The sequence below is a fragment of the Citrobacter sp. MGH103 genome, from assembly GCF_001034475.2.
In the GTDB taxonomy this organism is placed as follows: domain Bacteria; phylum Pseudomonadota; class Gammaproteobacteria; order Enterobacterales; family Enterobacteriaceae; genus Citrobacter; species Citrobacter freundii.
Genome location: NZ_CP073043.1, coordinates 581,847 through 602,849 on the forward strand (window position 1 = coordinate 581,847; position 21,003 = coordinate 602,849).

Annotated in this window: 16 protein-coding genes; 5 read left to right on the top strand and 11 right to left on the bottom strand. The window is 52.8% G+C overall.

Going from position 1 to position 21,003, the window contains the following annotated elements; genetic code table 11:
• The 3 genes from yqjA to SK33_RS02890 all read right to left on the bottom strand — a co-directional run bounded on the left by yqjA (position 1) and on the right by SK33_RS02890 (position 3,224).
• Positions 1-663 carry a DedA family general envelope maintenance protein YqjA gene (gene yqjA / locus SK33_RS02880; RefSeq protein WP_048218685.1) on the bottom strand — a complete coding sequence of 221 codons (663 nt, stop codon included), beginning with the start codon at positions 661-663 and terminating at the stop codon, positions 1-3.
• A 348-nt stretch (positions 664-1,011) separates the two neighbouring features.
• Entirely contained in the window at positions 1,012-1,788 is a 777-nt protein-coding gene (exuR, locus tag SK33_RS02885; protein WP_003024817.1) for a transcriptional regulator ExuR, read from the bottom strand.
• Between the two features lie 134 nt (positions 1,789-1,922).
• Positions 1,923-3,224 (bottom strand): MFS transporter, encoded by a 1,302-nt coding sequence (locus tag SK33_RS02890; RefSeq protein ID WP_003024814.1) that lies wholly within the window; start codon positions 3,222-3,224, stop codon positions 1,923-1,925.
• Positions 3,225-3,695: 471 nt separating this feature from the next.
• Here SK33_RS02890 and uxaC point away from each other — a divergent pair, with 471 nt between their 5' ends.
• The 3 genes from uxaC to SK33_RS02905 all read left to right on the top strand — a co-directional run bounded on the left by uxaC (position 3,696) and on the right by SK33_RS02905 (position 7,373).
• Positions 3,696-5,108, top strand: coding sequence for a glucuronate isomerase (gene uxaC, locus SK33_RS02895; protein ID WP_003024811.1), 1,413 nt, complete (start codon positions 3,696-3,698; stop codon positions 5,106-5,108).
• Between the two features lie 15 nt (positions 5,109-5,123).
• Positions 5,124-6,611, top strand: coding sequence for a UxaA family hydrolase (locus tag SK33_RS02900; RefSeq protein ID WP_003024809.1), 1,488 nt, complete (start codon positions 5,124-5,126; stop codon positions 6,609-6,611).
• A gap of 207 nt (positions 6,612-6,818) precedes the next feature.
• A complete protein-coding gene (locus SK33_RS02905; RefSeq protein ID WP_003024807.1) occupies positions 6,819-7,373 on the top strand; it encodes a YgjV family protein in 555 nt (184 codons plus the stop codon).
• 16 nt (positions 7,374-7,389) lie between these two features.
• Here the strand turns inward: SK33_RS02905 and sstT are convergent, their stop codons facing one another.
• The 4 genes from sstT to SK33_RS02925 form a co-directional block, all read right to left on the bottom strand.
• A complete protein-coding gene (gene sstT / locus SK33_RS02910; protein WP_003024801.1) occupies positions 7,390-8,634 on the bottom strand; it encodes a serine/threonine transporter SstT in 1,245 nt (414 codons plus the stop codon).
• Between the two features lie 243 nt (positions 8,635-8,877).
• Positions 8,878-9,846, bottom strand: a complete 969-nt coding sequence (locus SK33_RS02915; protein ID WP_048218927.1) for a TerC family protein — start codon at positions 9,844-9,846, stop codon at positions 8,878-8,880.
• Positions 9,847-10,117: 271 nt separating this feature from the next.
• Positions 10,118-11,116, bottom strand: coding sequence for a Gfo/Idh/MocA family protein (locus tag SK33_RS02920; RefSeq protein WP_048218684.1), 999 nt, complete (start codon positions 11,114-11,116; stop codon positions 10,118-10,120).
• Between the two features lie 72 nt (positions 11,117-11,188).
• The gene (locus SK33_RS02925; RefSeq protein ID WP_003024792.1) at positions 11,189-11,689 is read right to left on the bottom strand and encodes a M48 metallopeptidase family protein; all 501 of its coding nucleotides are present in this window, start codon (positions 11,687-11,689) and stop codon (positions 11,189-11,191) included.
• Between the two features lie 84 nt (positions 11,690-11,773).
• Between SK33_RS02925 and rlmG the strand changes: the two genes are divergently transcribed.
• Positions 11,774-12,910 carry a 23S rRNA (guanine(1835)-N(2))-methyltransferase RlmG gene (rlmG, locus tag SK33_RS02930; RefSeq protein WP_003024789.1) on the top strand — a complete coding sequence of 379 codons (1,137 nt, stop codon included), beginning with the start codon at positions 11,774-11,776 and terminating at the stop codon, positions 12,908-12,910.
• Between the two features lie 128 nt (positions 12,911-13,038).
• Here rlmG and SK33_RS02935 read toward each other — a convergent pair whose 3' ends face one another.
• From SK33_RS02935 to ygjJ, 3 genes are all read right to left on the bottom strand, one after another.
• Positions 13,039-15,057: an oxidoreductase gene (locus SK33_RS02935; protein ID WP_048218682.1), complete on the bottom strand. Its 2,019-nt coding sequence runs from the start codon at positions 15,055-15,057 to the stop codon at positions 13,039-13,041.
• A gap of 228 nt (positions 15,058-15,285) precedes the next feature.
• A complete protein-coding gene (ygjK, locus tag SK33_RS02940; protein ID WP_003024783.1) occupies positions 15,286-17,637 on the bottom strand; it encodes an alpha-glucosidase in 2,352 nt (783 codons plus the stop codon).
• Positions 17,638-17,652: 15 nt separating this feature from the next.
• Positions 17,653-18,714 (bottom strand): protein YgjJ, encoded by a 1,062-nt coding sequence (ygjJ, locus tag SK33_RS02945; RefSeq protein ID WP_003841480.1) that lies wholly within the window; start codon positions 18,712-18,714, stop codon positions 17,653-17,655.
• A 155-nt stretch (positions 18,715-18,869) separates the two neighbouring features.
• Between ygjJ and tnpA the strand changes: the two genes are divergently transcribed.
• Positions 18,870-19,304, top strand: coding sequence for an IS200/IS605 family transposase (gene tnpA / locus SK33_RS02950; RefSeq protein WP_041162689.1), 435 nt, complete (start codon positions 18,870-18,872; stop codon positions 19,302-19,304).
• Positions 19,305-19,551: 247 nt separating this feature from the next.
• On the opposite strand, the gene SK33_RS02955 is transcribed toward tnpA, so the two are convergent.
• Positions 19,552-20,985, bottom strand: a complete 1,434-nt coding sequence (locus SK33_RS02955) for an amino acid permease (protein ID WP_003846220.1) — start codon at positions 20,983-20,985, stop codon at positions 19,552-19,554.
• Between the last annotated feature and the right edge of the window lie 18 nt (positions 20,986-21,003).

Sequence of the window (21,003 nt, forward strand, 5' to 3'; positions counted from 1 at the left end):
TTACCCTCGGTTCCCGTATTTCTTCTTCCAAAGAACAACCAGTGAACCTGCCAGACCAAACACCAGTAACACCACAGGAAGCAGCATCAGACAAGACATCAGCTGATCTTCATACTTGAGAAACACCGGCGTTTTGCCCAGCAGATAACCAAGCGTTGTGAGAATCAAAACCCAAAGCAGTCCACTCATCCAGTTGAAGAACTGAAAGCGCGCATTGTTCAGGCCGGACAATCCTGCGATGGTCGGCAGTAATGTTCTGACAAACGCGATGAAGCGACCGACCAGCAGCGCAGACAAGCCATGCTTATGGAACAGATGATGCGCGCGCTGATGGTAATGCGCGGGCAGATGAGATAGCCAGTTTTGTACTGTGCGGGTATTCCCCAGCCATCGCCCCTGGATATAGCTAAGCCAGCAACCCAGGCTGGCTGCGGTAGTGAGCAGCAGTAACGTTTGCGGGAAACCCATCGCGCCTTTGGCGATAAGTACGCCGACCAGCACCAGTAGACTGTCGCCAGGTAAAAAGGCCGCTGGCAGCAGTCCGTTTTCCAGAAACAAAATGGTAAATAGTACGAAATAGAGCATGCCAATCATGGAAGGATTGGCCAGCGTTTCAAAATCCTGAGCCCATAAAGCATTCAGTAATTGAGTCAGTAGTTCCATTCAATATTCCTGGAGAATCGGTTGTCGTCATGCCGGTTTTCTGGAGTTTGTAACGCCGCAATTTTATTGGTGTTTTTTACATGGATCGCGGTCTGACACAAATTCACGGCCTGAACTATTCCCTGTAAAGTTGTGAAGTAAGCAAGCTCTCAAACACAAAAATTCAAATAGCATCTAATTGTAACAAAGGTCAACGTTGTCCGTTATAGAAATTACGGTTGTTGAACTGTGATTTTGCTTATCGCAATGGAGGGAGGCGAGAGGATTTACACAGGCTGACACTTTATACCTAATGCTTACCAAGCAGGAGAAACAGGCGCTTTGTCGCGCCTGCATCGAAAAGATTGCTTATTTAGCGCTGTTAACTGCCGTATCGAGATGAACGACCGGATTTTCTGCAAAAAGATAACGATCGGCGTTGAACTCAAAATCATCGCTGGTCTCGTTGAATAACATGATTTTGGTATTCTCCAGGTGCTGCCACATCGCCAATTTTGCCGCATTGGGATCTTTACGGATCAGTGCTTTGAGAATTTGATCATGGTCATCACACCAGTTATCGACGGTACGTGCGTCGATATGCTCGTGCAGTTTTTTCCAGTACGGGTTGTGGCTGCGCTGGGTCCACATTTTTTCCACGATGGCGGCCAGCGCTGAGTTCTGCGTGGCTAGCGCGACCTGAATATGAAACTGCAGATCCCATTCGGAATCGCGGAAGCATTTTTCATTCCGCGCATGCTCTTGAATGTCCATCAGTTTCATGATGTCTTGCTTGGTAACCTGCGTAGCAGCAAATTCAGCGATATTGCTTTCAATCAACTGACGAGCCTGAAGCAGCTCGAAAGGACCATAATTGGCGAATTCAAGCGATTCGTCGGTGGCCTGCTGGTGACGGGCCTGGTTCGAAATGACATGAATGCCAGAACCTTTGCGCACTTCTACATAGCCCTCAACTTCGAGCATGATAATCGCTTCACGAACCACGGTACGGCTGACATTTTTTTCATCGGCGATAAAGCGCTCTGCGGGGAGTTTTTCACCCACCAGATAGACGCCCTGCTCAATGCGTTCTTTCAGATCAGCGGCAAGTTGTTGGTACAAACGTCGTGGTTCAGTGATTTCCATATGCGCTCCAGGCATGATACGGCAGACTCTATTTGTTATACCACTTTTACGATTACGGCTCCACTCGCGACGTCAAAAAAGCCGCCAGATAACTGGCGGCTTAGCATGACAAAACCTTGTTAAATCTTGTCCGGTTAACTTTGCGCAGCGGGATCGCCAGTTTGCGACTCTGACTCTACCTCGCTGGCCGATTTGTTCTGCAATACTGTCCAGATGACTAACGCGCCGAGGAGGTCGAATACCGCCAGTACGGCAAACAGTGGGCTAAAGCCGATGGTGTCAGCCAGTGCGCCGACGACCAGCGCAAACAGCGTACTTGCAAGCCAGGCGGACATACCGGTCAGACCGTTCGCCGTTGCCACTTCATTACGACCAAACACGTCAGAAGAGAGTGTGATCAGCGCACCGGACAGCGCCTGGTGAGCAAAGCCACCGACGCACAGCAGGGCGATAGCAATGTATGGGCTGGTGAACAGACCGATCATCCCTGGGCCAATCATCAGCAATGCACCCATGGTGACGACCATTTTACGCGAAACGATCAGGTTAACGCCGAACCAGCGCTGGAACAGCGGCGGTAAGTAACCCCCAACGATACAGCCCAGGTCAGCAAACAGCATCGGCATCCAGGCAAACATCGCAATTTCTTTCAGGTTAAAGCCGTAGACTTTAAACATGAACAACGGGATCCAGGCGTTGAAGGTCCCCCATGCCGGTTCTGCCAGGAAACGCGGCAGCGCGATGCCCCAGAACTGGCGGTTACGCAGGATCTGACCGAGCGACATTTTTTTCGAGGTCGCGTTTTTATGCTGTGATTCCTGACCATTCAGAATGTAATCACGTTCTTCATCAGACAGTTTTTTCTGGTCGCGCGGGTGTTTGTAGAACACAAGCCAGCACATCGCCCAGATGAAGCTCAGCGCACCGGAAATAATGAATGCCATCTGCCAGCTGTGCATGACGATGGCCCAGACCACCAGCGGTGGAGCAATCATCGCGCCGATAGAAGAGCCGACGTTAAAGTAACCTACGGCAATTGAACGCTCTTTTGCCGGGAACCATTCAGAACTGGCTTTCAGACCCGCAGGGATCATTGCGGCTTCAGCGGCACCTACCGCGCCACGCGCCAGTGCCAGTCCACCCCAACTGCCAGCCAGTGCGGTCGCGCCACAGAAGACGGCCCACAGAACGGCGAACATCGCATAACCCACTTTTGTGCCGAGCACATCGAGCACGTAGCCGGCAACGGGTTGCATTACGGTGTAAGCAGCAGAATACGCTGCGATGATATAGGAATACTGTTGAGTGGAGATGTGTAACTCTTCCATCAGAGTTGGCGCAGCTGCCGCCACAGTGTTACGTGTCAGGTAACCCAGCACGGTGCCAAGTGTCACCAGTGCAATCATGTACCAACGTAACCCTTTAATTTTACGCATGTAAAACCTCATCGTTTTGTTATGTCCGCGAACGAGCGGTCATCTTCCAGTTCAGGGCGGAGGATGTTCTTTAACGAGGGGGGACCGAAAAAAAGCCGGTACTCCCCGAACTTTGCCATGTCAATAATTGTGCTAATTCGGTTTCCGTACCGGTCAATCCGATGGATATCCATCGGTAATTTGCATTCCGTCGGCTTATGTATCGCGACGGCCAAAAGATAACTTGTCATACAGCTTTAAAAGGTGAGTGCCATCACAAAAGTGTGAATCTTCGTGTGGTCATTATTTCGATTCAGCAAAGCCAGAACTGGCGCGGCTTGACGCGTGATTTACCTCTTTGAGAGTAATTTTTTTGTCACCATTTGTTGATCTAACTCACGAAAATATCTTCAGCGTATAGAAATTGGTGTGATAACTTTGTCAACATCAAAACATAAGCAATCTGACGCACTCGTTGAGAGGAAGACGATAATGACCCCGTTTATGACTGAAGATTTCCTGCTGGACACCGAATTTGCCCGCCGTCTGTACCATGATTATGCCAAAGACCAGCCGATCTTCGATTACCACTGCCATTTACCACCGCAACAAATCGCTGAAAACTACCGTTTTAATAACCTGTATGACATCTGGCTGAAGGGTGATCACTACAAATGGCGTGCGATGCGTACCAATGGCGTCGCTGAGCGCTTGTGTACCGGCGATGCGTCCGATCGCGAGAAGTTTGACGCATGGGCCGCCACGGTTCCGCACACTATCGGTAACCCGCTGTACCACTGGACCCACCTCGAATTACGTCGTCCGTTTGGTATTACAGGTAAGCTGCTGTCTCCGGCAACGGCTGACGAAATCTGGAACCAGTGCAATGAGCTGCTGGCACAGGACAAATTCTCCGCGCGCGGAATCATGCAGCAGATGAATGTGAAAATGGTCGGCACTACCGATGATCCGATCGACTCTCTGGAGCACCATGCGGCCGTTGCTAAAGACGGAAGCTTTGATGTGAAAGTGCTGCCGAGCTGGCGTCCGGATAAAGCCTTTAACATTGAGCTGGCGACCTTTAATGACTACATGGCGAAGCTCGGTGAAGTGTCTGACACGGATATCCGCCGCTTCAGCGACCTGCAAGCTGCACTGACCAAACGTCTTGATCACTTCGCAGCTCACGGCTGTAAAGTCTCTGACCATGCGCTGGATGTGGTGCTGTTTGCAGAATCTAACGAATCTGAGCTGGATAGCATTCTGGCGCGTCGCCTGGCGGGTGAAACCCTGAGTGAACATGAAGTGGCGCAGTTCAAAACCGCCGTTCTGGTGTTCCTCGGCGCTGAATACGCCCGTCGCGAATGGGTACAGCAGTACCACATCGGCGCGCTGCGTAATAACAACCTGCGTCAGTTCAAACTGCTCGGCGCGGACGTCGGCTTCGACTCCATCAATGATCGTCCGATGGCGGAAGAACTGTCCAAACTGCTGAGCAAGCAGAATGAACAAAACCTGCTGCCGAAAACCATTCTGTACTGCCTGAACCCGCGTGATAACGAAGTGCTGGGCACTATGATCGGTAACTTCCAGGGCGAAGGTATGCCGGGCAAAATGCAGTTCGGTTCCGGCTGGTGGTTCAACGATCAGAAAGACGGGATGGAACGTCAGATGACGCAGCTGGCCCAGCTCGGTTTGCTGAGCCGTTTCGTCGGCATGCTGACCGATAGCCGTAGCTTCCTGTCATACACGCGCCATGAATACTTCCGTCGTATTCTGTGCCAGATGATTGGCCGTTGGGTTGCTGCAGGTGAAGCACCGGCAGATATCCAGCTGCTGGGTGAAATGGTCAGAAATATTTGCTTCAACAATGCGCGCGATTATTTCGCCATTGAACTGAACTAAGGCCTGGGTGAAGGTATGCAATACATCAAGATCCATGCGCTGGATAACGTCGCGGTTGCGCTTGCTGATTTGGCTGAAGGAAACGAAGTCACCGTTGATGGGCAGGCGGTAATCCTGCGTCAGGCGGTCTCTCGTGGCCATAAATTCGCCTTATGCGATATTGCGAAAGGCGAAAACGTCATTAAATACGGTTTGCCAATTGGCCATACGCTGGTGGATGTTGCGGCGGGTGAGCATATTCATGCTCACAACACGCGTACCAATCTGAGCGACCTGGATACGTATCGCTACCAACCTGATTTTCAGGCGGAAGTTGCACAACCGGCGGATCGCGATGTGCAGATCTACCGTCGTGCCAACGGCGATGTTGGCGTGCGCAACGAACTGTGGATCCTACCAACGGTAGGCTGCGTTAACGCGATGGCACGCCAGATGCAGAACCGTTTTCTGAAAGAGACTAACGACGCCGAAGGAATCGACGGCGTGCATCTCTTCAGCCACACCTACGGCTGTTCACAGCTCGGCGACGACCACATTAATACCCGCACCATGCTGCAAAACATGGTGCGTCACCCGAATGCGGGTGCGGTGCTGGTGGTTGGTCTGGGCTGTGAAAACAATCAGGTGGATGCCTTCCGCGAAACCTTAGGCGAGTACGATCCTGATCGCGTTCACTTCATGGTCTGCCAACATCAGGAAGACGAAGTGGAAGCGGGGATTGAACATCTTCACCAGCTGTACAACGTGATGCGTAACGATAAGCGTGAACCGGGTAAGCTGGGCGAGCTGAAGTTTGGTCTGGAATGCGGCGGCTCTGACGGCCTCTCCGGTATTACCGCCAACCCGATGCTGGGCCGTTTCTCCGACTACGTGATTGCTAACGGCGGAACTACAGTGCTGACCGAAGTGCCGGAAATGTTCGGCGCCGAACAGCTGCTGATGGACCACTGCCGCGATGAAGAAACGTTTGGCAAGCTGGTCACCATGGTCAATGACTTCAAGCAGTATTTCATTGCCCACGATCAGCCGATCTACGAGAACCCATCGCCGGGCAACAAAGCGGGTGGTATCACCACGCTGGAAGATAAATCGCTGGGCTGTACGCAAAAAGCAGGCTCCAGTCAGGTGGTGGACGTACTGCGCTACGGCGAGCGTCTGAAAACCCACGGCCTGAACCTGTTGAGCGCACCGGGCAACGATGCCGTCGCCACCAGCGCGCTGGCGGGCGCGGGCTGTCATATGGTGTTGTTCAGTACCGGTCGCGGTACGCCGTACGGTGGTTTTGTACCGACGGTGAAAATTGCCACCAACAGCGAGCTGGCAGCGAAGAAAAAGCACTGGATCGATTTTGACGCTGGACAGTTGATCCACGGTAAAGCGATGCCTCAACTGCTGAGCGAGTTTGTCGATACGATCGTTGAGTTCGCCAACGGTAAGCAAACCTGCAACGAGCGCAACGATTTCCGGGAACTGGCTATCTTTAAAAGCGGCGTAACGTTGTAATTACCCTTCATCTTTTGCACCACAGCTGTGTTGGCTGCGTTCGCCCACCCCGGTCACTTACTCATGTAAGCTCTCGGGGATGTGCGAACTTGCCACCTTGCTGTAGCACAAAATCTTTTGGGTAAGTTTGTTTATGGTGGAATCTAAAAACGGCGTTTCATAATATGGAGCGCCGTTTGTTTTTGCATTACGTGACAAGGATCATTCATGACCGCGTATTGGCTGGCCCAGGGCGTAGGTGTCATCGCCTTTCTGATCGGCATTACCACCTTTTTCAATCGCGATGAGCGCCGCTTCCGGCTGCAACTTGCTGTCTATAGCGCCACCATTGGCGTGCATTTTTTTCTGATGGGCGCCTGGCCCGCGGGAATGAGCGCAGAACTCAACACCATCCGCACACTTGTCTCAATGCATACCCGCAAACTGTGGGTGATGACCGTTTTTATTATCCTCACCCTGGTTCTCGGTCTGGCGAAATTACAGCATGCGATGGAGCTGTTACCGATAATTGGCACGCTGGCCAGCACCTGGGCGCTGTTTCGCTGCAAAGGGTTAACCGTGCGTTGCGTAATGTGGTGCGCAACCGCCTGTTGGGTTATCCATAATTTCTGGCTGGGATCGATTGGCGGGACGATGATCGAAGGGAGTTTTCTGGTGATGAATGGCCTGAACATTATTCGCTTCCGGCGGATGCAAAAACGTGGAATTGATCCGTTCAAAATTGAAAAAAGCGTACAAGAAAAGAGCCCCTCCGCCCGATAACGGAGGGGCGCAGGGATTAGCCGCGCAGAGCGTTATTTGCCAGACGCTCGTCTTCAGCCTGGCAGGCTGCCGCGGTAAACAAGACATCTGTAGAAGAGTTCAGCGCCGTTTCACAGGAATCCTGCAATACGCCGATGATAAAGCCGACGGCAACTACCTGCATGGCGATATCATTCGGGATACCGAACATATTACACGCCAGTGGGATCAGCAGCAGAGATCCACCCGCCACGCCAGATGCGCCACAGGCGCAAAGCGAAGCCACCACGCTCAGTAACAGCGCCGTCGGTAAATCGACCGGAATACCCAGCGTATTCACCGCCGCCAGCGTCAGCACGGTAATGGTGATCGCCGCACCCGCCATATTGATGGTGGCGCCCAGCGGGATAGATACCGAGTAGGTATCACGATCCAGATTCAGCTTCTCACATAGCGCCATATTCACCGGAATGTTGGCGGCAGAACTGCGGGTAAAGAAAGCGTACACGCCGCTTTCGCGCAGACAGGCCAGCACCAGCGGATACGGGTTACGGCGAATTTTCCAGAAGACCAGCAGTGGGTTGACCACAAACGCCACCAGCAGCATACAGCCTACCAGTACGGTCAGCAGTTGGGCGTAGCCCCAAAGCGTTGCGAAACCGGTGGTTGCCAGCGTGGATGAGACCAGACCAAAGATACCGATTGGCGCGAAACGAATCACCAGCTTTACCATAAAGGTGACGGCGTTGGACATATCATTGACCAGATTTTTGGTCGTTTCATTACCGTGGCGCAGTGCAAAGCCCAGACCAACGGCCCAGACCAGAATACCGATATAGTTAGCGTTAAGCAGGGCATCAATTGGGTTAGAAACCATGCTCATCAGCAGGCTACGCATTACTTCAACGATGCCGGACGGCGGCACGATATCGCCAGCGCTGCTGGAAAGGTGCAGTGTCGACGGGAAGGCGAAGCTGAAGACAACGGCGGCTAATGCCGCTGAAAATGTTCCGAGCAGGTAAAGGAACAGAATGGGGCGGATATTGGTTTTTTGCCCGTGTTGGTGGTTGGCGATAGAGGCCATGACCAGCATCAGAACCAGAATTGGCGCGACGGCTTTTAATGCGCCGACGAACAGCGTACCCAGTAAACCAACGGCTTCTGCCGCAGGTTTTGACACCAGTGCGAGTAAAATCCCCAGTACCAGGCCAATCAAAATTTGTTTAACCAGGCTCCCTTGCGCCAAACGCGAGAGTAGCCCCGATGAACGTTGCGTAGTCATGTCGTGATCCTTTCATTGTGTTGTTGCTCATCCATCGTGCGCTCTTACGACGCATCTTTCTGGATGTAACAAAGTGTTTGCGTGGTTGAGTATAAGGAAAGATAAAGCTTCGGGAAGAGAAATATCCTGGATTCCCCGCTGAGATCATATTTTATAACTTTGAATTAACATTGTTTTGACATGATAAACAAAAAGCCCGACGCACGCAGTGTGCTGCCGGGCTTTTCAGCTAGCAGATGAAACTTACTGTATTTGCTGCTTTTTATCGTGCTGGTGGTTGACCCATGCGTTAACAATCAGCGTCACAAACAGAATGCCAAATACCACGCCTAACGAGATAGCGATCGGGATATGGTAGAAATCGACGATCAGCATCTTAATACCGATAAACACCAGAATAACCGACAAGCCGTACTTCAGCATCGAGAAACGCTCCGCCACGCCCGCCAGCAGGAAGTACATTGCACGCAGCCCCAAAATAGCAAACAGGTTCGAGGTCAGCACGATGAACGGGTCGGTGGTAACGGCAAAGATAGCCGGAATACTGTCGACGGCGAAAATCACGTCGCTCAGCTCAACCAGAATCAACACCAACATCAGCGGCGTGACAAACAGCAGACCGTTTTTACGCACGAAGAATTTTTCATCTTCGATGGTATCGGTCATGCGCAAATGGCCGCGCAGCCAGCGTACTAACGGTCTGTCGCCGATACCGGAGGCATCTTCTTTCGCCAGCGCCATCTTCACGCCGGTAAACAGCAGGAACGCGCCGAACACGTACAGCAGCCACTCAAACTGGGTGATAAGCCAGCTGCCGGCGAAGATCATGATCGTACGCAGAACAATTGCTCCCAGCACGCCATACACCAATACCCGGCGCTGCAACGCAGGCGGCACTGAGAAGTAGCTGAAGAGCATCAACCAGACAAAGACGTTATCTACTGCCAGCGATTTTTCGATCAGATAGCCGGTCAGGAACGCCAGTGCCTGTGGGTCGGCAACGGCGCGGCCCTGGGTTTCCACCAGGTACCACCAGAAGGCGGCGTTAAACACTAGCGACAGCGTTACCCAGACGATTGACCAGGCCGCAGCCTGTTTCATCGACATCGTATGTGCGCCACGACGACCCTGCAACAGCAGGTCGATGGCCAGCATAATTACCACTACGACAGCGAAGCCACCCCATAACAACGGTGTGCCGACAGTATTCATTGTATTTCCCCATGCATAAAAAAAACGGCCAACGCCGAATGACGTTAGCCGCTGCTTTTTATGCATAGACCTTGCCATTCGGCAAGGTCTCACTTACAACAACAAAGGAATACGATGGCGTATTCCTTTGTTATCGCCCGGTGACCGGATGTGGTTTTTCACACATCGTAATGACGATCAACCGACAACGAAGTTACTCCCCTTTGCGGGTTACAAAATATTACAGGCCATGCATTCAGTCAATGGCCTGCAACATTCCATTTACACACTTTTACGCAGTCAGCGAGGTTACCGTTTCGTCTGCCGGGAAAACCACGCCGGTCTCGCGGCGAATCTCCGTTTGCAGTTTAGCGGTGATACGGCTGACGGCCAGTGCCGGGTGATCCACTTCGCCGGATTCAACCAAATGGGCAAAAGCCTCTGCCTCATACAGCATAGTATTGATGTGTTGAGGCGTCGTCAGATCCTGCGTTTTCCCCCCGCGTGGAACGAAGCACACCTTTTGGCATTCGGAAATATGCTCGATGACCAGCGATCCCGACTCACCCTGAATTTCACTGGCTAATACCGAGTCGCTTACTTTTGAGTGCTGGAGCGTAACGCTGAAATCACCGTAATTCAGCACCACCACACCGTGGGCATCCACGCCGCTTTCCAGCAGGCTGGCGCTGGCCTGAACGCTCTGTGGTTCGCCCCACAGCGCAACCGCCGAGGCCAGGCAGTAAAAACCGATATCCATAATCGAGCCATTGGAGAACGCCGGATTAAACGTGTTCGGATTTTCACCATCCAGATAGCGCTGGTAACGCGAGGAGTACTGGCAGTAATTGATAAATGCCTTCCTGATTTTTCCAACTTTTGGGAGCGATTGCTGTAACAGCAGGAAGTTAGGCAGGCTGGCGGTTTTAAACGCTTCAAACAGCACGACCTGGTTTTCACGCGCGCAGGCGATAGCGGCTTCGGCTTGCGCCAGGTTGGAGGCCAGTGGCTTTTCGCAAATAACATGCTTTTTGTGCCGCAAAAACAGCTCGGTCTGCGGGAAGTGCAGGGAGTTTGGACTGGCGATGTAGACGGCGTCGATCGCCTCGCTTTGCGCCATCGCTTCCAGCGAAGTAAACAGATGCTCGACGGGGTAATCGTTGGCGAAGGTCTGTGCCTGCTCAAGGCTACGAGAATAGACTGCGGTTAACTTATACTTGCCGGTTTCATGGGCGGCATCGACAAACTGGCGGGTGATCCAGTTTGTGCCAATTACTGCGAAACGTATCATAAAGGCCTTCAGGCTGCGAAAAGGGATTCTTTCGTCAATTTAGCATGCCCTGAAGACAAAGCCAGTGCGCGACTACGCAGTTTGCTTTAACGATTGTTGCGTTAACCACAGGCGGGTATCGAACTCCAGTTGGTGATACTGAGGCTCCATATGACAGCACAGCTGGTAAAACGCTTTGTCGTGCTCTTTTTCTTTCAGATGCGCCAGTTCATGAACGACAATCATACGCAAAAAGGGTTCGGGGGCATTGCGAAAAACGGTCGCCACGCGGATCTCCGCTTTAGCTTTGAGCTTTCCGCCCTGCACGCGAGAAACGGCGGTATGCAGTCCCAGCGCATTCTTCAGAACGTGGATCTTGCTGTCATACATGACTTTATTCAGCGGCGGGGCGTTACGCAGAAACTGATTTTTCAGATCCTGAGTATATTGCCAGAGCGCTTTGTCGGTCGCGAAGTCATGCGTACCCGGATAGCGCTTCTCCAGCACTGCGCCCAGGCGTTGCTCAGCAATCAGCGTTCTCACCTGAGAAAGTAAATTCTCCGGATATCCTTGCAGATAGATCAACTGACTCATTAGTGCCCCATATAAAGTATAAAAAGTGTATACTCACGCACCCTTTTCAGGGATACGCCGAAATTTTACCATTCAGGAGGGCCGATGAGCCACATAGACAACGGTTTCCGTTCGCTGTCACTTAAACGTTTCCCGGAAACGGATGACGTTAACCCGCTGCTGGCGTGGGAAGCTGCAGATGAATATCTGCTGCAACAGCTGGACGATACCGAGATTAGCGGCCCGGTGCTGATCCTGAATGATACCTTCGGTGCGCTGGGCTGTGCGCTGGCGGAACATACGCCGTACAGCATTGGCGACTCCTATCTCAGCGAGCTTGCCACACGTGAGAACCTGCGTCACAACGATATTGCCGAGTCGAGCGTCAAGTTCCTCGACAGTACCGCTGACTATCCGCAGGCGCCGGGCGTGGTGCTGATTAAGCTGCCAAAAACCATGGCGCTGCTGGAGCAGCAACTGCGCGCCCTGCGTGAAGTGGTCACGCCGCAGACGCGTATCATCGCCGGTGCAAAAGCGCGTGATATCCACACCTCTACGCTGGAGCTGTTTGAGAAAGTGCTGGGACCAACCACCACCACGCTGGCATGGAAAAAGGCGCGCCTGATCAACGGCACCTTTACCAAACCGGCGCTGGCCGATACCGCCCAGACCCTGAGCTGGAAGCTGGAAGGCACCGACTGGACCATCCACAACCATGCCAACGTCTTCTCCCGTACCGGGCTGGACATCGGCGCACGTTTCTTTATGGAGCATCTGCCGGAAAACCTGGAAGGCGAGATTGTCGATCTCGGCTGCGGTAACGGCGTGCTGGGCATGACGCTGCTGGCGAAGAACCCAGAAGCCAGCGTGGTGTTTGTTGATGAATCACCGATGGCGGTCGCTTCCAGCCGTCTGAACGTGGAAACCAACCTGCCGGACGCGCTGGATCGCAGCGAATTTATGATTAATAACGCGCTCTCCGGCGTAGAACCGTTCCGCTTCAACGCGGTGTTCTGCAACCCTCCGTTCCACCAGAAGCATGCGCTGACCGATAATATCGCCTGGGAGATGTTCCACCACGCCCGCCGCTGCCTGAAAATCAACGGTGAGCTGTACATTGTGGCTAACCGTCACCTCGACTACTTCCACAAGTTGAAGAAGATTTTCGGCAACTGCGTAACCATCGCCACCAATAATAAATTCGTGGTGCTAAAAGCGGTCAAAACCGGTCGCCGTCGTTAAGCCCTTGTGCCGGATAGCGGCTAACGCCTTATCCGGCCTACACGAGCTGCATCGTAGGCCTGATAAGCGTAGCGCCATCAGGCAAAGATGTGCGCAGTTGTCTTATCCGACCTACGGGATACAACGTGTTAAATCTCCAGCGCTAAGCGGGTCCCCTGCGCAATAGCGCGTCGGGCATCCAGTTCCATCGCCACATCGCAGCCGCCGATCAGATGCACCGTTTTACCTGCCGCGTGCAGCGGATCGACCAGTTCACGGCGTGGCTCTTGTCCGGCGCAAATCACCACGTTATCCACGTTAAAGATCACCGGTTCGCCGTTCAACACGACGTGTAACCCATCATCATCAATCTTCTGGTAGCTGACTGCCGGGATCATTTTCACGCCGCGTGAGAGCAGGGTGGCGCGATGGATCCAGCCCGTCGTTTTACCTAAACTTTGCCCCGGTTTGCTGGCTTTGCGCTGCAACATCACTATCTGGCGCGGGCTGCGGGATAAGTGCGGACCTTCCGGGCGTAAGCCGCCAGGCTGTTGCAGGCTGGTGTCGATCCCCCATTCCACGCAGAACTCCGCAATGTTCTGGCTGGTGGCTTCACCGGGTTGACTCAGATACATGGCTGTATCGAAACCAATCCCGCCGCAGCCAACGATCGCTACGCGTTTGCCCACTGGCGTTTTATCGCGCAGAACGTCGAGATAGCTCAGCACTTTTGGATGTTCGATCCCCTCGATCGGCGGCATACGTGGCTCGATCCCGCTGGCAAGGATCACTTCGTCGAAAGTGTGCAGATCGTGTGCGCTGACAAAATGATTCAGCTTCAGGGTCACGCCAGTCACGTCGATCATCCGGCGGTAGTAGCGCAGGGTTTCATAGAATTCTTCTTTGCCGGGGATCTGTTTGGCGATATTAAACTGCCCGCCAATTTCGCCATGTGCGTCAAACAGCGTGACGTGATGTCCGCGTGCGGCGGCATTAATGGCGAAGGCGAGGCCCGCAGGACCCGCACCGACAACCGCCAGATTCTTCGGCACAGCTGCCGCAACGATCGGCATTTTGGTTTCATGGCATGCGCGCGGATTCACCAGGCAAGAGGTGACTTTGCCGACAAAGATCTGATCCAGACAGGCCTGGTTACAGCCGATACAGGTGTTAATCTCATCCGCTCGTCCGGTTTGCGCTTTTGACAGCAGTTCGGCATCGGCGAGGAACGGACGGGCCATCGACACCATATCGGCATCGCCACGGGCCAGAATATCATCGGCGACCTGGGGATCGTTAATGCGGTTGGTGGTGACCAGTGGGATCGTCACATGCCCTTTCAGCTTACGCGTCACCCAACTAAACGCGCCGCGCGGTACCGGGGTCGCGATAGTGGGAATACGCGCCTCATGCCAGCCAATACCGGTGTTAATAATGGTGGCCCCGGCGGCTTCTATAGCCTGCGCCAACTGGACGGTTTCGTCGAAGGTTCCGCCGTTTTCTACCAGATCGAGCATCGACAGTCGGAAGATAATTATAAAGTCATTACCGGCACGCTGACGTACCGCTCGCACCACCTCAACGGCAAAACGCATGCGGTTGGCATACTCACCGCCCCATTGGTCATCGCGCTGGTTTGTACGCAGAGTCAGGAATTCGTTGATGAGATACCCTTCCGACCCCATCACTTCTACGCCATCGTAGCCCGCTTCCCGCGCCAGTTGGGCGCAATGGGCAAAATCTTCAATCAACTGCAGCACTTCATCGTGCGTCAGCTCATGCGGCGTAAAGCGGTTAATGGGGGCCTGAATAGCAGATGGGGCCACCAGATGCGGCTGGTAGCTGTAACGCCCGGTGTGCAGGATTTGCAGGGCGATTTTACCGCCTTCGTCATGCACGGCATCGGTAATGACGCGATGATGTGCAAGCTGGCTGCTGTCGTTGAGCATCGCGCCGCCTTCCATCCCCACGCCGGAAAGCGCAGGCGCAATGCCTCCGCTCACAATTAACGCGACCCCGTGACGAGCGCGCTCGGCGTAGAACGCGGCCAGCCGTTCTGCACCGTCGGGATACTCCTCCAGCCCGGTATGCATTGAACCCATCAGCACGCGGTTTTTAAGCGTGGTGAAGCCTAAATCGAGCGGGGCGAACAGCGACGGATAGCTCATAAAGGTGTCCAGTATGTAAAATTATTGTTATGTGGTCGGATGAGTTCTAATTTAGCCGTCGCCGCGTAAAAGGGAAAAGGGGAATGCCGTGATTGTGATGGGATTCAAAAAAGGAGTGGGGCCAGAGAATGAATATGCCGGATATCGGTGCAAGCACCTAATCCGGCCTGTGAAAATGTGTCTTTGTAGACCGGATAAACGAAGCGCCATCCGGCGGTATGTCACAGATTACTGTTTTTTAAGAAAATCGTTGTACAGCATATAGAGATGTGCCGCGCTCCAGGAGAAGTTTGGCGCGCCCTGCTGTGCACCGGTCAATGGGTTATAGTTTTCCTGAATCGGACCATCTGCTGTAAGGCCTTTGGCGTGGCTGAAGAAGGTATCCGCCAGTTTTAACGCTTCATCGCGATAGCCATAACGCTCCATCCCTTTTAGCCCAAACCAGAACTGATCCACCCAGACGCGCCCGCGCCAGTAGATGTCCGCGCCGAAGGCGGGGTTGGTCAGCGCTGCAGTACCAAGTGGGACAAATGTGTTGAACTCGTTGGGATCGAGCATCACCTTAACCACCGCATCCGCATGGGGCTGCGTTGCCGCCCCGTTAAACAGCGGCGACCAGCCTTCCGGCCCTTTGCCACGTTCGACGATTGGTTTACCCGCACAGCCGTTGGTCAACGGGGTATCTTCGATCCTCACGTCATAGAAGAATCGGGTGTCTGGGTCGAACATGCAGGTATTGATGTAATCCGCCAGTTTTTGCGCCAACTGGCGGTAGCGCTGCGCTTCTTTGTGTTTACCGAGCAGGGTCGCCATCTCCGCCAGATAATGGTTGTCGCTGTACATATAGCTGGCCTGATCGACCGATTCCTGCAGCAGCGAGTAACCCAGCAACTTACCGTCGTTACTGCGGTTTTCGGCAAATTTCACCACCCAGTCGCTGCGTTTCCCACCGTTAGCGACGTATTTATCCAGTTGCTCTTTGTCGATAAAACCAAAGACTGCCGCATCGTCACGCCCGGATTCCCAGGAAGCAGCAACCTGTGCTGGGATCTCGAGGCTGTCATACTGGCCTTTACTGGTGATGTTGGCGTAGTTTTTCAGTCCGGAAAGGGTTTCTTCCTTGTCGCCATTTTTCACCGTAAACAGCATTTCACCGCTGTCGGTATTGTGGGCTTTATCGCGGGTCGCGCCGTATTCCGGTACGCCGTTGCCGTTATGATCGCGGTTTCGCAGCCACCAGTCGTGATATGCAACCAGCTTTGGATACATCTCTTCGAGCCAGGCCTTATCCTTGGTGACGTTGTAGACTTCCATTACCGACCAGGCAGCCAGGCTTGGCTTGGTGTTACGCTCGTTCCAGTTGCCGCCGTCGCCGCCGCGCTCGGGGCTAAGGTTCCAGGCAATCAGGTCGGGAATGAATCCGGCGTCCTGCGGGCGAACGGGATCGCCGGGTTTAATCTGCCATGAAAAGACGGCGCGAATGTTCTCTTTGGCGATCTCCGGGTTAAAGTGCGCCATGGCGAAGGCCTGCTTCCAGGTATCCCACGGCCAGGTCTGGTTGCCGGAGAACCAACGGCCGGTAACCGACGGTGTCACGGTATTGTGTTTTACCGCACCGCCTGGCGAGCGCCAGTTACCGTTCAGCGTTTCGATCGCCTTCACCGCCACTCGGGTTTGTTCTGGCGTGGCGTCCGGGTTGTTTAAGCCTTTCTTGAGATAGTCGTCCCAGCGCTGCTGAGAGGCGAGCATGTAAGAAGAAGGACGCGCCAGAATATCGCGGATCTGCGGTTGCTCTTTTGCCACATCTTCGGCGGTAAGCAGATGAGACCAGGTGGTGTAAATCGTCGTCGAACCGTTGATATGGGTCTTCCCCGTGAAGCGATGACCATTAACCGTGGTTTTCATGGCGACAGATTTATGCACCTGATACTCCGACTCGCCGGAGGTGAGCAGATCCCAGGTTGAACGCACCTTGCCGAAGGTGACTTTCAGGCCGTCGTGCGTGGCGGTGATTTTGCGCTGATAGCCAGGGAATTCGCCATCAATGGTTTTATCCGACAGGGCTTTTCCCTCTTTTGCCTCCAGTTTTTCCAGCAGTTCGCCGTCCCACACCAGATCCAGCGGCGAGTTGCTGGTGATTTTGGTTTCCAGCAGCGAAGTGCGCGGACTGGCGAAGCGTAGCGTCATCTCTACCTGTACATCTTTTGATGACAATTTCTGTACCAGCGCCCCGGGAATGCTGTAAGCCTCGAGGGCAAAATCGACCTTTTTACCGTGCTGATACACCGTCAGTCGGTCAAAATTATTGGCCATAAAGTTTATGTATTCTTCGGTCAGCAGTGCGACGCCAGGAAAGCCGCCCATTGTTGCGGGGCCATCTGGCAACAGATGCCCGTGCCATGAGCCGAGGTCGAAAAAGGGATTAAAACGCTGGTGGTCGTCGTGATCGTAGTCATGCATGTAGTCCGGCGCACCGGTGCGATTAATGATGTTTTTGAAGTCATTAACGCTGGCGGCATGCGCAGAGACGTTCATCAGCAGGAGGCAGGCCAGCGGCGTAAGAAGGGGTTTGATATTCATGAGTTCCGGTCCTTGTTACCAATAGAAATATTGCATCAGGAAGATTTGGTCGCTCGGGTCACCAGATGCATTCTGCATATAGAACCGGCTGTCGAAGGCGGTAGCGAAACGTCCGCCGCCGTATTCATACCAGATACCGAACTGCATAAAGGACGTGGTTTCTTCCTCGGCGCGATCCGGTCGGTGTTTGGCGTAGCTATATGCGGTGGAGAGGTAAACGCCTTTTAGCGCTTCATACATCGCGCTGACCATATAGCCGGTCTCGGTGCCGGACACATCCAGCCCGTCGGCGCGACCTGTGTGGTGCCACGCGCGGGCGGCGAAGTTGGGCGAGAGGATGCCGGTCAGGAACAGCTGTCCAGTACCGTCCGTTATCTCCAGACCGTTCATCCAGGTTACGCCTTCAGTCAGGTCGTACTGGATGTAACCGTTCATCATGGCCGGATAGGTATATTTATCGTCGTAGCGATCGTATTTACCAAAGTGCAACCATGCTTTGCTTTCATCGTGATGTCCGGCGGGTGTAGCGGTCACGCTATAGCGCAAAGGGCCGGTCAGGTTTTGCACCTTAATGGCGGTCATGATGTCTCGGGTATTCGGAATAACGTAGCCCAGGTCTGGCGTGAAATCCCCCCACCATTGCAGGTCATCCAGCGAGGAGTCCTGGCGCAGGCTGAGCATCACCTCTGTTCCAGCATCGGTACGGTAACCACCGTAAAAGCGGTTGATCCCGCCTTCGAATCCGCCCCAGCTATGGTCAGGAACCCAGGCATTGCCTTGATGGTCGGCCTGCACGGTCCAGCCCTCGCCGTAGATCAGACCAAACCATGAACCGTGTTTTATCTCCAGGCCACCTTCAATGTAAGTACCGTCGCTGTATTTATGCTTATCTTTTCCTTCTAAATCCATATATCCACCCATGCCCAATTCGCCATAAAAACGAAAAGAGGGGGAGGTTATGGCAGGTGTTTTCGTATCGTCGTGTTCAGCAGGGCGAACTTCTTCTGCACCCAGAGAAGAGACGCAGAAAAAGGGCAGGGCAATAATTGCCCTGCAATAATGGCTAATGTTATTCATGCTTCGATCCTAAGCAAATAAAATATAATTTTTATTGTCACCCCTAAACCACCTCCTAGGGAGGTGGTGATTGATCCTGTAAGGCTATAGCCTGAAGAATGCCCATGCCGGAATATCTCTGCTTACTCACCACAAGTAAAAGGAGACAAACCAACATGGGGCTTTACAGGAGTTCATCACATGTATATTGGCGTTGCAAATACCACATAGTCTGGACACCAAAATATCGATTCAGGATCCTCAAAGACAAGCTGGGCAAGGAGCTTTACAGGACAATCTACATTCTCTGCGGAATCAAGGATTGTGAAGTTCTGGAGTTAAATGTCCAGCCAGATCATGTACATCTAGTCGTCATCGTCCCACCTAAAATCTCAATATCAACGCTAATGGGCCATTTGAAAGGTCGCAGTGCCATCAGGCTCTACAATCGTTTTCCACACATCAGGAAGAAGCTCTGGGGAAACCATTTTTGGTCGCGTGGTTACTTTGTAGATACGGTAGGAGTGAACGAGGAAATTATCAGAAGATATGTGCGGCATCAGGAGAAAACGGAACAAACACATGAACAACAGATGGAATTGCTAGAGTAGTAAGCGAAAGGTGAAAGTAGCCCCCCTTACAGGGGGCATTTTCAAAAGCCACCTTCTAAGAAGGTGGTCTTTTACTGTTATATACCCTTCATACTTCAAGCTGCATGTGCGTTAGCTACGTTCGTTCACCCCAGTCACATAGTTATCTATGCTCCTGGGAATTCACTCACTTGCCGCCTTCATGCAACTCGAATTATTTTGGTTATAGCCTTGGAGAATATTGTTTATTGTTATTATGTTTTAGTCATTAATTGATATTTGAAGCGGGAGCAGCCTCAATAGCTTTTTCTTCTTTAGTTAGTCCTTTGATGTATTTGCTATATTTCCACCAGGCAAAACCGAGGAAAATAACAATCCCACCGACGTTATAGAAAATAATGGTTATGATATTTCCGCCGCTCGGGAAGGTAGAGGCAATAAATCCGATAGTGAACAGGACGATCAGCATTGATACCACAATAATGCCGGTTTTTTGCGAACCCATACGGAAGTCGCGCGGTAAGTGGTCCAGTTTTGCGCGCAGATTCAGGTAGGCCAGCATAATAAACAGCGGCGGCAGCATCGATGCGGCGGCGGTCATGTTGATGATGGTGTTCATTAAGTCTTGCACGGTATTGGAACCGAGCGTTGGGATAATCATCAGCGGGATAACGATCAGAAACTGGATCCACGCTGCGCGGGCCGGTACGCCGTTTTCATTCAGTTCGACGGTTTTTTTACCGAAAATACCCGCCGGAATTTCAGAGAAGAAGATCTTCACCGGCGTTGCGGTCCACATCAGCAGAGAGCCGAACATCGCGGTAAAGGAGACCAGGCCGACAAAGCGGTTAACGATGAGTTCCGGCAGACCAAAGTATGCCGCCAGACCGTGGAATACCTGCACCGATCCACCGGTAAACTTCAGCTCTTTGCTGCTGACGAAGACGTTGATCAGCACCGAGGAGATGGAATAAAGCACGCCGATAAAAATCCCGGCAATGATAATGACCTTCACGAACGATTTTGACCCGCCCTTGACGTCGTTGACATATACCGCCACGGACTCCGCGCCGCCTGCCGCCATGAATATCCAGGTGGTAATACCGAGGAACGCCCAGTTAAAATTCGGGATCATTGCATCAACGGTGATGGGGTCAGCAGGCTGCACGCCGCCCACCAACGCAGTACCCGCCAGTAAAATGTAAGACAGCGTCAGCAGCAGCATTAACGTGGAGGTGACGGAGGTAATCGGCCCCAGCATTTTTGCGCCGTTGGTCGAAACCCAGGTCGAGAAGGCAAACAGCACCATACTTAACACGGTTGTGGCGAACGGCGTCAGAATGTATTCGTAGCCTAAAAATGCGTACGAGGCATAGGCGATAACGCGCGGGAGTAACGAGGTAAAAAAGAACAGGTTAACGAACCAGTAGGTGTAGGCGGTAATAAAGGCCCAGCGCCCGCCCAGCGAGCTTTTCACCCATGCGTAGACACCGGCTTCGGAGTTTTTATTCAGCGAAACAAATTCGGCGATGATTAAGCAGAATGGAATAAAGTAGAAAATTGTCGCGAGGAAAAACATCGGTGCGGATGCCAGACCAAGCTCAATATTATTGTTGATAACGTTATTAAAACTATAAACCGCGGCAAAGGTGAGTGAAAGTAAGCCGAACTTGCCGATGGTATTACGTTTGGTATCAGACATAGCACATCTCCGATTCCT

What these genes read in the sequence shown, in the direction of transcription:
- yqjA (WP_048218685.1), bottom strand. Translation starts at nt 663, where the DNA reads ATGGAACTACTGACTCAATTACTGAATGCTTTATGGGCTCAGGATTTT.
- exuR (WP_003024817.1), bottom strand. Translation starts at nt 1,788, where the DNA reads ATGGAAATCACTGAACCACGACGTTTGTACCAACAACTTGCCGCTGAT.
- SK33_RS02890 (WP_003024814.1), bottom strand. Translation starts at nt 3,224, where the DNA reads ATGCGTAAAATTAAAGGGTTACGTTGGTACATGATTGCACTGGTGACA.
- uxaC (WP_003024811.1), top strand. Translation starts at nt 3,696, where the DNA reads ATGACCCCGTTTATGACTGAAGATTTCCTGCTGGACACCGAATTTGCC.
- SK33_RS02900 (WP_003024809.1), top strand. Translation starts at nt 5,124, where the DNA reads ATGCAATACATCAAGATCCATGCGCTGGATAACGTCGCGGTTGCGCTT.
- SK33_RS02905 (WP_003024807.1), top strand. Translation starts at nt 6,819, where the DNA reads ATGACCGCGTATTGGCTGGCCCAGGGCGTAGGTGTCATCGCCTTTCTG.
- sstT (WP_003024801.1), bottom strand. Translation starts at nt 8,634, where the DNA reads ATGACTACGCAACGTTCATCGGGGCTACTCTCGCGTTTGGCGCAAGGG.
- SK33_RS02915 (WP_048218927.1), bottom strand. Translation starts at nt 9,846, where the DNA reads ATGAATACTGTCGGCACACCGTTGTTATGGGGTGGCTTCGCTGTCGTA.
- SK33_RS02920 (WP_048218684.1), bottom strand. Translation starts at nt 11,116, where the DNA reads ATGATACGTTTCGCAGTAATTGGCACAAACTGGATCACCCGCCAGTTT.
- SK33_RS02925 (WP_003024792.1), bottom strand. Translation starts at nt 11,689, where the DNA reads ATGAGTCAGTTGATCTATCTGCAAGGATATCCGGAGAATTTACTTTCT.
- rlmG (WP_003024789.1), top strand. Translation starts at nt 11,774, where the DNA reads ATGAGCCACATAGACAACGGTTTCCGTTCGCTGTCACTTAAACGTTTC.
- SK33_RS02935 (WP_048218682.1), bottom strand. Translation starts at nt 15,057, where the DNA reads ATGAGCTATCCGTCGCTGTTCGCCCCGCTCGATTTAGGCTTCACCACG.
- ygjK (WP_003024783.1), bottom strand. Translation starts at nt 17,637, where the DNA reads ATGAATATCAAACCCCTTCTTACGCCGCTGGCCTGCCTCCTGCTGATG.
- ygjJ (WP_003841480.1), bottom strand. Translation starts at nt 18,714, where the DNA reads ATGAATAACATTAGCCATTATTGCAGGGCAATTATTGCCCTGCCCTTT.
- tnpA (WP_041162689.1), top strand. Translation starts at nt 18,870, where the DNA reads ATGGGGCTTTACAGGAGTTCATCACATGTATATTGGCGTTGCAAATAC.
- SK33_RS02955 (WP_003846220.1), bottom strand. Translation starts at nt 20,985, where the DNA reads ATGTCTGATACCAAACGTAATACCATCGGCAAGTTCGGCTTACTTTCA.